The 12,971-nt window shown below is 50.0% G+C and carries 9 protein-coding genes; 1 reads left to right on the plus strand and 8 read right to left on the minus strand.

Annotated elements, in window-relative coordinates; genetic code table 11:
* Nucleotides 1-101 precede the first annotated feature (101 nt).
* Nucleotides 102-1,493 (plus strand): hypothetical protein, encoded by a 1,392-nt coding sequence (locus ACOJUN_RS03270; protein WP_422135240.1) that lies wholly within the window; start codon nt 102-104, stop codon nt 1,491-1,493.
* A gap of 32 nt (nt 1,494-1,525) precedes the next feature.
* On the opposite strand, the gene ACOJUN_RS03275 is transcribed toward ACOJUN_RS03270, so the two are convergent.
* From ACOJUN_RS03275 to rimP, 8 genes are all read right to left on the minus strand, one after another.
* Nucleotides 1,526-3,067 carry a hypothetical protein gene (locus tag ACOJUN_RS03275; RefSeq protein WP_422135241.1) on the minus strand — a complete coding sequence of 514 codons (1,542 nt, stop codon included), beginning with the start codon at nt 3,065-3,067 and terminating at the stop codon, nt 1,526-1,528.
* Between the two features lie 308 nt (nt 3,068-3,375).
* Nucleotides 3,376-5,475, minus strand: coding sequence for a polyribonucleotide nucleotidyltransferase (pnp, locus tag ACOJUN_RS03280; protein WP_422135242.1), 2,100 nt, complete (start codon nt 5,473-5,475; stop codon nt 3,376-3,378).
* 688 nt (nt 5,476-6,163) lie between these two features.
* Nucleotides 6,164-6,433 carry a 30S ribosomal protein S15 gene (gene rpsO / locus ACOJUN_RS03285; RefSeq protein ID WP_422135243.1) on the minus strand — a complete coding sequence of 90 codons (270 nt, stop codon included), beginning with the start codon at nt 6,431-6,433 and terminating at the stop codon, nt 6,164-6,166.
* Between the two features lie 166 nt (nt 6,434-6,599).
* On the minus strand, nt 6,600-7,544 hold the full coding sequence (gene truB, locus ACOJUN_RS03290; RefSeq protein ID WP_422135244.1) for a tRNA pseudouridine(55) synthase TruB: 945 nt from the start codon (nt 7,542-7,544) through the stop codon (nt 6,600-6,602).
* Between the two features lie 3 nt (nt 7,545-7,547).
* Nucleotides 7,548-7,952, minus strand: coding sequence for a 30S ribosome-binding factor RbfA (rbfA, locus tag ACOJUN_RS03295; RefSeq protein WP_422135245.1), 405 nt, complete (start codon nt 7,950-7,952; stop codon nt 7,548-7,550).
* Between the two features lie 90 nt (nt 7,953-8,042).
* The gene (infB, locus tag ACOJUN_RS03300; protein ID WP_422135246.1) at nt 8,043-10,619 is read right to left on the minus strand and encodes a translation initiation factor IF-2; all 2,577 of its coding nucleotides are present in this window, start codon (nt 10,617-10,619) and stop codon (nt 8,043-8,045) included.
* 26 nt (nt 10,620-10,645) lie between these two features.
* Nucleotides 10,646-12,139, minus strand: coding sequence for a transcription termination factor NusA (gene nusA, locus ACOJUN_RS03305; protein WP_422135247.1), 1,494 nt, complete (start codon nt 12,137-12,139; stop codon nt 10,646-10,648).
* A 173-nt stretch (nt 12,140-12,312) separates the two neighbouring features.
* Complete coding sequence (gene rimP, locus ACOJUN_RS03310; protein WP_422135248.1) at nt 12,313-12,780, minus strand: ribosome maturation factor RimP; 468 nt, start codon at nt 12,778-12,780, stop codon at nt 12,313-12,315.
* Nucleotides 12,781-12,971: the final 191 nt, after the last annotated feature.

Here is a 12,971-nt window from a genome sequence, read left to right on the forward strand (position 1 = left end):
ACCTAACCAGGCACTTAATGGTTAAGAAGCCGTGTCACAACCCATGACAAAACCAGAGGGCATGGCTTAACAGCAGGATGCTTATTACAGGAATTAACAGGATGGACCATTTACGTACTTTATTATTGACCAGTCTGCTCTTTTTTACTGTCCAGGTATTTAGTGGCGAATTTTCACCCGGTTACCCTTCGGCATACCGCTACTTTCCGGAGCTGGCAGGTGCACTTGATAAAGACTCTGATGGCCTGCTCTCCCAAGATGAACTGATTGAGGGTTATCATGCTCCCTATTTGAACAAAGACCTTTACCAGACCATCAGGCTTTACCTTGTTAATTTCGAGCAATGGCAAAACCCTGTTACCGCTTTATTAAGCAGGGATAGTATTGAGCTGGCTGAACTGTCGGGGCAGGCCGCAAAGTATCACTACGAGCAGGACAACGGATTTTGGGATACCTGGCTTGCCAGGCCAGAACGGCAACCGTTTAACAACGCCTATAAACGGCTTTTCCCCCACGGCTTGACCAGTATTACTCCCGACAATCTACTGCAAAAACATTTTCCAGATTGTGTTCTGATTGCCTCACTGGCCTCAATTGCCAGCTCTGAAACCGGAAAAAGACTAATATTCAATTACTTCCATACGACGACGGATGAACGAACATTTGACATTGTTTTTCCGGGGATTGATGATGGCACGCTGATCCAATTCAGAGAAGTTGAGCGCTACTCACACTTTGCCGAAACACGTGATGGTGGTGTTTGGCTGGCTATGCTGGAAGCCGCTTACGCCCACCTGTCGAAACGTTTCATTAATGCAAATCGATATAATCGCCCGGCAAGATTCAAGTATCATCAATACTCAGAACTGGACGGGTTAGATGAAGAATCAGTTTTGACTGTACTGATGGGATCGCTTACCGATTTCGTCAACCCGCAACTTCAAACTCAGGAGCGATTGAAGAAGCAACTTAATTCTTTTGTCGATAATGAAAAAGCAGCCACTGTTTCCATTAGCCCACCCCATTCAGCTCTCTTGGGGCTGAGACCGTTCGCAGAAATTAGAACCGAACACGCCTACAGCCTGATTGGCTATGACAAAGAAAAAGATATCGTTTACATCCGAGACCCTGAAGGTGAGTCTGATGCAGTTGAAAATCTGATTACCATTAATCAACATACTCAGCCTCTTTCCTCGGAAAATAGGGTAATATTTGAAGTCATGAGGAGTAATCCGGGGCATTTCAGCTATGGAGTCGCCTATGGCCTGACAAGGCCGCAAGTGAAGGACCTCCTGAAACATGCTGTACCGTACATATTCGACATAACCAAAGACACAATCCCACTTAACATCGAAGGACTCAGGTCTACTTCTGAGAGAAGCCCTGCCAGTACCGGCATCATTGAAATGAACATAGGGCAGTTCATTGAAACGTTTAATGACTTGTTCATTAGCCAGTGCGGGCCGTACCATTGCCCAAATAACGACAATTGACATTCCGTCTGCAGCCTTCCTGGTTCTGCCCGTCACTTCCTGACTAGAATTTCAAAGGTATCTGAAGTAACCAGGGCGTTGGAGTCTCCGCAGGGCGTTGCAAATGATGCTTTACAGACTTTGCCCTCCTTAAAATACTGGCCGAAGGTTTTGAAACCGTTATTCATAAAACGACAAAAATATACCGGTACCCTGTCTATTCTTCTGCTAAAACCTGCAACGCTGTAACCGGCAATAATAGCCTCGTCAGGCAGATTATCCTCAAAAGCCTTCCAGCCAATCCTACCATTAATCACAGGTTTCAGGTAATCAGTAGCAATACTGCCATCCTGATTGGTAGCGACGTAGCCACTTTTTCCACTGGTACCTATATATCCACAATACTTATCAGATCCCTGCCCTGCCAGTGAGCCCAGGATAAACTCTTTGTAAGGCCTTCTGGGGGAGCAAAAGTATTCATAAACATCAAGATTGACTCCTCTGATATCTTGTTCAGATTCCATTGCTTGCCATACAACAGGAGACTGCTTGACTGGAAGGGCCTTCTTTCGTATAGGGATAAAATGGAGCATAGAGCCTGATGGGTTAGCACCAGCTATCAGTCCTGCACATCCATCTCCGCTTTCACGAACCCCATCGCTGTAATCGCTGTACCATTGGGTTCCGGGGCTGGCATCATTTTTACACAAAGTTTCATGACGCAGACTCCCAGACAAGAGTACTGTCGATGCAAAGAGTACCGGATGCCTAGGCTCTTTCCGAAATCGGTAGGAGCCTCTGCGATAAGTAACATTGATCTGATAATATTCTTCGTCAGTGACCAGAATGTCTCTGGGTAGCAGAGCCTCAACCCCCAAGGATACCAGGAAATTATCTGTTATTCTACCCGATAAAAGGCATCCGCTGAAATCATCGGGTGTGTTGGCCAGCATACCAACGAGGGTATAGACCCCTCCGTCCCACTCTAACTTGACTCGACAGAATCCGGTCGCTTGCTGATCATTGCAGCGACCCTTTTTGGTTAAAGGTGCCGGCAGTGGGGAACCACACTTTACGACCGCAGTCCCGAAGGGATCGGCCCGGTTATAGGAAGTGTTTAACGGAAATAGTGCCGGCCGGAGATCACCTTCATTAAGGTGAGGGGGGTGCTTTTTTTTAAGAAATGTCGCCCTTGCCCAAAGAAGCGTTGGCTTTTTCTCAGCGTCAGTGTAGTTATCCTCATCGACATCAAAAGGAATCAGGTTGTTCTGATCGATGATCGCTCTCTGAGAATTCTCAGGAAGCTGTATGCCCTCTACTAACGTGCCCTTTAATAGCGCAAATAGCTCACTGGGGCTGTTTTTAATATCACTTTGACTTGATGAGGAATCAACAGAACTGCTTTTCCCAGCTCTTGAGTCGCCCGACGGCAATGTCGGATCCAAATCGGATGGAAGAAGCGTTCCATTTTTTGATTGCTTTGAATCTGAGTGCGTAAGCCCTCCCTGGCGCTGCTCAACGGCAAAAGCAATTGCACTGTGATTCACAGCGATGGATAAGACCAGCACGGGTAGAGCCCCTAAAACTCGTTTCATGCTTAAGCTCCTCGACCATAGTTACGGTAAAACCCGGTTAAAAGCCTGTTCGTAACACTCAACAAGACGACAGTATAGTTTTTATTTCAATGATAAATAGAATATAAATGACTTATAAAAACCGATTCTTATGAGCTCTGGCTCTGAGTTTGTAGGTTTAATAGCAAATTATATAAATGACTTATAAAAACTGGTTCTAATGAAGTCTGACTTACAGCTTGGGAGTTCAGCGATTTAGCGGTGTGATAGGGAGATAATAAAACAGGGGCCACTGGCTCCTGTTTTATTAGAAAGTTACGCACTCAAGATCAGCCCTGCTGTTCTCTTGCACGCTCAACTTCTTTAATGCTGAGCTTAATACGACCACGGGAGTCAATATCCAGCACCACAACGTCGATAGTCTGGCCAACTTTCAAGTAGTCGGTCACATTCTCAACACGCTCATTGGCGATTTGAGAAATGTGCACAAGACCGTCTTTACCGGGCAAAACACTGACGAATGCGCCAAAGTCAAGAATACGAGTCACTTCACCGGTATAGATCTTACCAATCTCGGCTTCGGCAGTTATGCCGTAGACCATGTCATAGGCAGCCTTGGCTTTCTCGCTGTTCTCGGCAAAGATCTGTACCATACCGCTGTCGTCGATATCAACGGACGCACCCGTTTTATCGCAGATGCTGCGAATAGTAGAACCCCCTTTACCGATCACGTCACGAATCTTGTCCGGGTCAATTTTCAGAGACATGGTCATAGGCGCATTCGGGTTCAGTTCCGTACGAGCAGAACTGATGACCTTGTTCATCTCGCCCAGAATGTGCAGGCGGGCCTGCATAGCCTGCTCCAGGGCAATCTCCATGATCTCTTCCGTAATACCGGCAATCTTGATATCCATCTGCAGGGCAGTAATACCTTCAGAAGTACCCGCTACTTTAAAGTCCATATCACCCAAGTGGTCTTCATCACCCAGAATGTCGGTCAGAACAGCGAACTGATCACCTTCTTTAACCAGACCCATGGCAATACCGGCTACAGGTGCTTTCAGAGGCACACCTGCATCCATCAGGGCCAGGGAAGAACCGCAAACCGAAGCCATGGAGCTGGAACCGTTGGATTCTGTGATCTCGGAAACAACACGGATGGTGTACGGAAAATCTTCCTGAGTAGGCAGAACCGCCTGAACACCACGACGAGCCAGACGACCATGACCAATTTCACGACGACCAGGCGCTCCCATACGACCACACTCGCCTACAGAGTATGAAGGAAAGTTGTAGTGCAGCATGAATGGATCTTTGACTTCACCTTCCAGATTGTCAACGATCTGAGCGTCGCGAGTCGTCCCCAGAGTGGCGGTAACGATGGCCTGAGTTTCACCGCGGGTGAACAGGGATGAACCATGGGTCTTCTGCAGAACGCCGATCTCGACACCAATGTTACGGACCGTCCTGGTATCACGGCCATCGATACGAGGCATACCGCTGATGATGTTGCCACGTACAACATTTTTCTCCAGCTTGCCGAAGGCTTTTTCAACATCAGAAGTGTCGAAAGCACTGTTTTCACCAGCAATGGCTTCCAGCACTTCCTGGCGCAGCGATTTTACGGCAGCAGTACGATCCTGCTTGATGGTGATCTGGTAAGCTTCACGCATTTTGCCTTCGAAGGACGCTACTTTTTCTTTCAGCTCAGTGTTCTCAGCTGGCGCTTCCCACTCCCAGCGAGCCTTGCCAGCTTCTGCAGCCAGCTCTTTAACGGCCTGGATGACGGTCTGGTATTCCTGATGAGCAAATAAGACTGCTCCCAGCATTTCGTCTTCTGTCAGCTCCTGGGCTTCAGATTCAACCATCAGAACAGCGTCGTTGGTACCCGCTACTACCATGTCCAGCTCTGAAGTCTTCAGCTCTTCATAGTCAGGGTTCAGCAGATAGCCTTTCTCTTCATTGAAACCAACGCGCGCAGCACCAATAGGGCCATCGAAAGGAATACCTGATACAGCCAGAGCCGCAGAAGTAGCGACCATGGCGAGGATGTCCGGGTCGTTCTTTTTGTCAGTAGACATGACAGTACAGACAACCTGCACTTCATTCATGAACCCCTTAGGGAACAGAGGACGAATAGGACGATCGATCAAACGGGAGGTCAGAGTTTCTTTTTCGCTTGGACGGGATTCGCGCTTCAGGAAACCACCCGGTATTTTACCAGCAGCGTATGTTTTTTCCTGATAGTGCACAGAAAGCGGAAAGAAATCCTGACCTTCGTTTGCCTGCTTGGCACCCACTACGGTTGCCAAAACAGCAATATCGCCCATCTTGGCCAGGACGGCACCTGAAGCCTGACGAGCAACACGGCCAGTTTCCAGAGTGATGGTCTGATCACCGAACTGAAATGTTTTAATTACCGGATTCACAACGTTTTCCTATTGAGTGTGAATGAACCAATACAGTACCCGGTCATAGTGGCGTGACAGATGCAATTCTAAACCTTCTGGATAATGTACAGACCCCGCCTATCCAGACAGACTTGGAATTGCACCCTCTACTGACGACCAGAGTGCTGACATGTAATACCAATCGAACTTTCTAACTCCCTATTGCGCTGAAGATTTGAGCCTTAATCCTGCGTTGGCGATCGTCGCCATAGCTAAGGCTATGACTCCTCACGCCGCCTTGTCTTAAGGCTCAAATCTCCATGCTCATTGCGGGAGTTAGAAAATACGATTGGTATAAGTACCTGGTCAGGCACTTGAGAGGGGTAATCCCTCTCTTTAAAACCGTAAAAGCAATGTCGTCTTTATGGTTTTTTTAACCACAAGAAAAGTCAGAACCTTATTATACACTTATTTGCAATAAAGATTTCACAGCTTATCAGCAACACCTTGCTGCTTTTTACAACACACTGATTTTTCTTTTTTCCTGTGATCAACAATGCAAAAACACCGCCTGCCTCACAACGGAAGCCGGCGGTGCTTTAGCTGCACAGAAATACATTTATCAGACACAAAACTGTTCAATGTATCCTGTTCAACCCTGAGTTGAACATGACAGAACAACCCAAAGTAGAATCCTGAATCCAGGTCAATAGCGAGACAGGCGCTATTAGCGACGCAGACCCAGACGCTCGATCAGGGAACGGTAACGCTCAACGTCTTTACCCTTCAGATAGTTCAGCATGCTGCGACGCTGGTTTACCATGCGAATCAGACCACGACGGGAGTGGTGATCCTTGTGGTTTGCCTTGAAGTGCCCCTGCAGACCTTCGATGTTTGCAGTCAGCAGAGCAACCTGAACTTCAGGGCTACCGCTGTCGCCTTCAGTGCGACCGAATTTCTTGATGATTTCCGCTTTCTTTTTGGCAGTCAAAGCCATTGTTTTGTACTCCAGTTAATATGCATTCACAATCAGGCAAGACCGTGCATATTTACAGCCAGCCTTCAAAGTTTAACAGCACCTGCTGTCAACCAAGCGCGGCATTCTAACACCAACTTCCAACCGGAAGCCAGTCTGTTAAAACCACCACGCCAGAAAATCTGCCTCAGTTTCCAGAATTGATCAGCCGCCTGGGAGCGACACGACCGTCTTCATCAATCTCACCAATCCCCAGGAATCGAAAGACTTCCTGCCCTTCAACCTCTTCCTGGCCATAAATACGGACATTCCCTTTGGTTGGCGCCTGAGGTACCTGAACAGGCTGCCCCTGACTGATGTAGTAGCTGCTGGTTGCCCCCAGACGGATCTGAGGCCAGTCACTGACGGAAGTATCCAACGGTAATAAGAGCTCATCCAGAGCCCTGTGACCACCGCCGTCACGAATGTCTTCGAGCTCTTCCAAAGTGTGAGACTGGTGTTCAGTATATGGACCGGCTTTAATTCTGTGAAGTTCGGCAACATGCCCCAGACAACCAAGAGCCGCACCAACATCTTCAGCCAGTGTACGGATATAGGTGCCCTTGGAACAGTCCACTTCAAGGATTAACCTGTCACCTTCAAAATCCAGCAGTTCAAGACGATAGATAGTGATTCGGCGAGACGGACGCTCAACAACAATCCCCTGACGAGCCAGCTTATAAAGGGGCTCACCATTGTACTTCAACGCTGAATACATACTGGGAACCTGATCAACCTCACCACGGAAACGATCAAGGACAGTCTCGATATCAGAGCGGGTAACATTCACCGCACGCTGCTCAACAATCTCACCTTCACGGTCACCGGTCTCCGTCTGGATACCCAGCTTTACTTCCGTCCTGTAGGACTTATCGGACTCCAGCAGATACTGTGAAAACTTGGTCGCCTCACCCAGACAGATCGGCAAAACGCCTGTGGCCAGAGGGTCAAGACTGCCGGTATGACCGGCCTTGGCTGCACCATAAAGCCCCTTGACGCGTTGCAGAACGTCATTGGAACTGGCACCTTTGGGCTTATTCACAACAACAATACCGTCCACCCTGCGGCCACGGCTACGTCTGCGTTTAGACATCCATTACTCCTCAGACTCACCCTGATGATCACTGTCACCAGAACGAGCTTTTGCAATCAGCTCACTCATATACGCCCCACGCCTCAGGCTATTGTCATAGCGGAAACGCAACTGGGGAATGCTACGTAACTTGATGGAACGGGCCAGCTGGCTGCGCAGGAATCCGGCAGCACTCTGCAGCACCTCAAGGTCCTCATCAGCGCTTTTCTGGTTACTGACGCCTTTCTGGTCGTCTACACCCAGGAAAGAAACAAAAACATCGGCAAAGGCCAGGTCGCGGGAAACTTCTACCGCACTGACAGTGACCATACCCAGACGGGGATCTTTCATCTCCAGCTGGATCAGCTGTGCCAGTTCTTTCTGAATCTGGTCCGCCACCCGCTGGGTTCGACTGTATTCTTTAGCCATTGGGGATTCAATCCTGCTGATATGAGAAAGCCCGCAATCATTTCTGCGGGCTTCTTTGACGGGCAACCGAATGAGATCGGCCGAGCCTGATTAAAGAGTACGCTTGACCTCAACAGTCTTGTACACTTCGATCTTATCGCCTGGCTTAACGTCGTTGTAGGACTTAACCGCGATACCACACTCCATGCCTTCGCGCACATCCTGCACGTCATCCTTGAAGCGACGCAGGGATTCCAGTTCGCCTTCAAAGATAACCACGTTGTCACGCAGAACACGGATACGGTCGTTGCGGTAAACAGTACCTTCAATAACCATACAGCCAGCCACCGCACCGAACTTCGGAGAACGGAAGACGTCACGCACTTCTGCGGTACCAACAATCTGCTCACGGGTGTCGGAGCCCAGCATACCGCCCAGAGCCTTCTTAACATCTTCGATGATGTCGTAGATGACGCTGTAGTAGCGGAGATCCAGTTCTTCTGCCTCAATCACCCTGCGGGCAGAGGCATCAGCACGAACATTAAAGCCGACAATAACAGCGTTGGAAGCCAGAGCGAGGTTAGCGTCGGTTTCAGTGATACCACCTACGCCGCCAGAAATAACCTTAACCTGTACTTCATCATTACCCTGCTCTTCCAGAGAAGTCGTCAGAGCTTCCAGAGAACCTCGTACGTCTGCTTTCAGAACGATATTGAGAGTTTTCTTCTCTTCAGAGCCCATGCTGGAGAAGATATTTTCCAGCTTGGAAGCCTGCTGACGAGCCAGTTTGACTTCACGGTATTTACCCTGACGGAACAGTGCGATTTCACGAGCCTTACGCTCATCCTTAACCACAATCAGCTCATCACCGGCATCAGGCGTACCGTCCAAGCCCAGAATTTCAACCGGGATGGAAGGACCTGCATCCTTGATCGCCTTACCGTCTTCATCCAGCATCGCACGAACACGACCGTACTGCTGACCTACCAGAATGTTGTCACCCTGTTGCAGGTTACCGGACTGAACCAGAACCGTAGCGACAGGGCCACGACCTTTATCCAGACGGGATTCAACCACCACGCCTTTAGCCGGACCTTCGTCAGCAGCAGACAGTTCAAGAACCTCAGCCTGAAGAAGCACCGCTTCCAGCAGCTCGTCAATACCCTGACCGGTCAGAGCCGATACATGAATAAACTGGGTGTCACCACCCCACTCTTCAGGAATGACTTCCCTCGCAGCCAGTTCATTCTTCACACGATCAGGATCTGCAGCTTCCTTATCGATCTTGTTCACAGCAACAACCACAGGAACACCGGCAGCCTTGGCGTGCTGAACCGCTTCTTCGGTCTGAGGCATAACACCATCGTCAGCTGCAACCACCAGAATGACGATATCCGTTGCCTTGGCACCACGAGCACGCATAGCGGTAAAGGCCGCGTGTCCAGGAGTATCCAGGAAGGACACCATACCGCGTGGCGTATCTACATGATAAGCACCAATGTGTTGAGTAATACCACCGGCCTCGCCAGCTTGCACACGACTCTTGCGGATATAGTCCAGCAGGGAGGTCTTACCGTGGTCAACGTGACCCATTACCGTGACAACCGGTGCACGAGGCCTCTCTTCAAACTCGGTTACGCTACCTTCCTGATTTTCAGTCAGGGAGTCTTCAATGCTGTCAGCCTTAGCCAACTTGAAGGTGTGACCCATCTCTTCAACCACGATGGACGCTGTATCCTGGTCGATCACCTGGTTGATGGTCACCATGGAGCCCATCTTGAACATTGCCTTGATGACGTCAGCGGCCTTCACGGCCATTTTTTGCGCCAGTTCAGCAACAGTGATGGTCTCAGGAATTGAGACTTCACGTATCACCGGAGCGGTTGGCTTGGTGAAGCCGTGAGCGGCCATGGATTCAGGCGTGATAGTTCGAGCTGCCTTACGGCCGCCACGACGATCGTCTTTACGACCGGCGCTACGTCCGCCACGCTTCTCACCACGACGACCGCGCTCTTCACGGGGCTCATCACGGCGATCTTTGGCTTTACGATTACGACCTCGCTTATCACCTTCCGGAGTCGGCATTGGCGCTGCTGCTGGATCAAAGCCAGGTGCAGAAGGACCATCACGACGAGCCGGACGATCTCCGTCACGGCGCGGTGGGCGGTCGCCATCACGACGTGGTGGGCGATCACCATCACGACGCTGAGGACGATCACCATCACGACGCTGAGGACGATCACCATCACGACGCGGTGGGCGATCGCCGTCACGACGCTGCTGAGGACGATCGCCGTCACGACGCTGAGGACGGTCACCATCACGGCGTGAGTCACCACGAGCCCGCTTTTCTTCCGGCTTCTGCTCTTCCGCTTTTTCGTTCTTGACGTAGGTACGCTTCTTGCGAACTTCTACATTGACAACTTTTTTCTTACCAGCGCCACCACCGCCAGATACTTTCATCTGACTGACAGTTTTGCGCTTGAGGGTGATCTTGGTTGGCTCAGCAGTACCTGTATGATCACCGTGAATGCTTTTCAGGTGAGCCAGCAACTGCTTCTTTTCTGCATCCGACACGGCTTCCGAAGCCTTTGTCTGCTTCAGGCCCGCATCCTGCATCTGCTGCAGCAACCTTTCGACCGGAGCGCCGACCACCTTCGCGAGTTGTTCTACGGTTACTTCTGCCATTAACACTTCTCCTCTCAGTGGCCCGCTCAGTTACCAGCTTCCTCGAACCAGGGAGCACGCGCCGTCATAATCAATTCACCCGCACGCGTCTCGTCCATACCTTCAATTTCGAGAAGGTCGTCAATGGACTGCTCCGCCAGATCTTCCATAGTAATGACACCCAGGCTGGCCAGCTCCAGTGCCAGCTCCTCATCCATACCGTCCATAGTCAGAAGGTCTTCAGCTGGCTGTGCGCCATCTAGCTTTTCTTCTCGAGCAATGGCCTGGGTCAGCAGCTTGTCTTTCGCACGAGTGCGAAGCTCTTCCACGATGTCTTCATCCATGCCTTCAATTGCCACCATCTCTTCCAGTGGGACATAGGCAATTTCTTCAACGGTGGTGAATCCTTCGTCGACCAGCAGCTGCGCCAGTTCTTCATCAATGTCGAGCAGATCAATAAAACTCTGTTTAAACCTGTCCGCTTCCTTTTCCTGTTTGGCAGCGGCTTCAGCTTCTGTCATAACGTTCAATTTCCAGCCAGTCAGCTCACTGGCCAGTCGAACATTCTGACCACTACGACCAATGGCCTGGGCCAGATTATCTTCACTGACTGCGATATCCATAGTTCCGGAATCTTCGTCAACGATGATGGAGGCAACCTCTGCAGGCTGCATGGCATTAATCACATACTGGACAGGGTTTTCGTCGAACAGAACAATGTCGATACGTTCATTACCCAACTCGCCGGATACCGCCTGTACACGAGCACCGCGCATACCTACGCAAGCACCTACCGGATCAATGCGACCGTCATTGGTTTTAACGGCAATCTTTGCCCTTGAGCCCGGGTCACGGGCAGCCGCCCTGATCTCCAGAACCTCTTCAGCAATTTCTGGCACTTCAATGCGGAACAATTCAATCAGCATTTCAGGCGCAGTTCGGGACAGCATCAGCTGCGGTCCACGACCTTCCGTGGAAATTTCACTGAGCAGTGCCCTTACATGACTTCCCATACGGAAGTTCTCACGTGGCAAGACGCTATCCTTACGCATGACTGCTTCAGCATTGTTGCCAAGGTCAACAATAATACTGTCACGAGTCGTTTTCTTTACGGTTCCATTAATCAGATCGCCCAGCTTGTCACGATATTGCTCAACCATTTGGGCACGTTCAGCTTCACGCACTTTCTGAACAATAACCTGTTTGGCAGTCTGGGCTGCTATCCGTCCAAATGCTACAGACTCAACCTGCTCTTCCCAGACACCACCGATTTCCAGTGACTCATCCTTTTCCTTACCCTCATCCAGGGTAAAGTGCATGCCAGGAAACTCGAAATCTTCGTCAGCAACTACAGTCCAACGACGGAAGGTATCGTATTCACCACTGCTGCGGTCAATCGCCACCCGGATATCAACTTCGGTTTCGTAACGCTTTTTGGTCGCGGTCGCCAGAGCAATTTCCATAGCCTCGAAGATCACTTCGGGTGGAACGCCCTTCTCGTTGGAAACGGACTCAACGACCAACAGAATTTCTTTACTCATGCTCTGCCTCGCCTATGCTGAACCAGTCCATGCCTTTGCCAACACTTCCCTGGCCGTTAACCGGGAAGACCCCTGCCTGTAATCAACTTTGTTATTGCAGACAACGGCTAACAACCCGGCCTGAACCTTGTTCTCAATCTTTTATCTGGTCATTACCAGTTTTGAGTCTGAAGTTAGTCGAATCTCGGTATCACCTGAGCCTTGTCTATGCTCTCAATGGGAAGAAGCAGTTCGTGATCATCGACAACTAACACCACGTCCTGATCTTCAACCCCTCTTACAATACCCCTGTACTTGCGACGCCCTTCAAAAGGCACCCTCAAACGCACATTAACTTCTGCCCCCGCCCAGGCTACAAAGTGCTCAAGAGTAAACAGCTGCCTGTCCACTCCGGGCGATGAGACTTCGAGGGTATATTCTTCCGTAATGGGATCTTCCACATCGAGAACCCCACTGACCTGGCGACTGACGACCTCACAGTCATCCAGTTGAATTCCCTTTTCTTTATCAAGGGAATCAATATAAATGCGAAGCATTGACTGCTTACCCTGAGATTTGAACTCAACTCCCCAAAGCTGATAGCCAAGGGATTCAACCACGGGTCCAATCAATGCTTCCAGCTGCGACTGCTTGCCTGCCACGTTGGAAACACCTGTCTGCAAAAACAAAAAAAGGGCTTAAAAGCCCTGTCTCTTCTATGCACCCAGTTTTCCAGCTGGACGCAACTAATTAACCTACCAAAGTCACGCCATCAGACATGAATTCAATAGACTCCCAGAGCCCTGTCGAGACCGACACCTCAAGCCCAACAAAAGACTCTGACGCACCTAAT

This window comes from Endozoicomonas sp. ALD040, from assembly GCF_049275945.1.
Taxonomy (GTDB): Bacteria; Pseudomonadota; Gammaproteobacteria; order Pseudomonadales; family Endozoicomonadaceae; genus Endozoicomonas_A.

Coding starts and splice junctions, on each gene's coding strand:
- rpsO (WP_422135243.1), bottom strand. CDS start 6,433: ATGGCTTTGACTGCCAAAAAGAAAGCGGAAATCATCAAGAAATTCGGT.
- ACOJUN_RS03275 (WP_422135241.1), bottom strand. CDS start 3,067: ATGAAACGAGTTTTAGGGGCTCTACCCGTGCTGGTCTTATCCATCGCT.
- infB (WP_422135246.1), bottom strand. CDS start 10,619: ATGGCAGAAGTAACCGTAGAACAACTCGCGAAGGTGGTCGGCGCTCCG.
- rbfA (WP_422135245.1), bottom strand. CDS start 7,952: ATGGCTAAAGAATACAGTCGAACCCAGCGGGTGGCGGACCAGATTCAG.
- truB (WP_422135244.1), bottom strand. CDS start 7,544: ATGTCTAAACGCAGACGTAGCCGTGGCCGCAGGGTGGACGGTATTGTT.
- ACOJUN_RS03270 (WP_422135240.1), top strand. CDS start 102: ATGGACCATTTACGTACTTTATTATTGACCAGTCTGCTCTTTTTTACT.
- nusA (WP_422135247.1), bottom strand. CDS start 12,139: ATGAGTAAAGAAATTCTGTTGGTCGTTGAGTCCGTTTCCAACGAGAAG.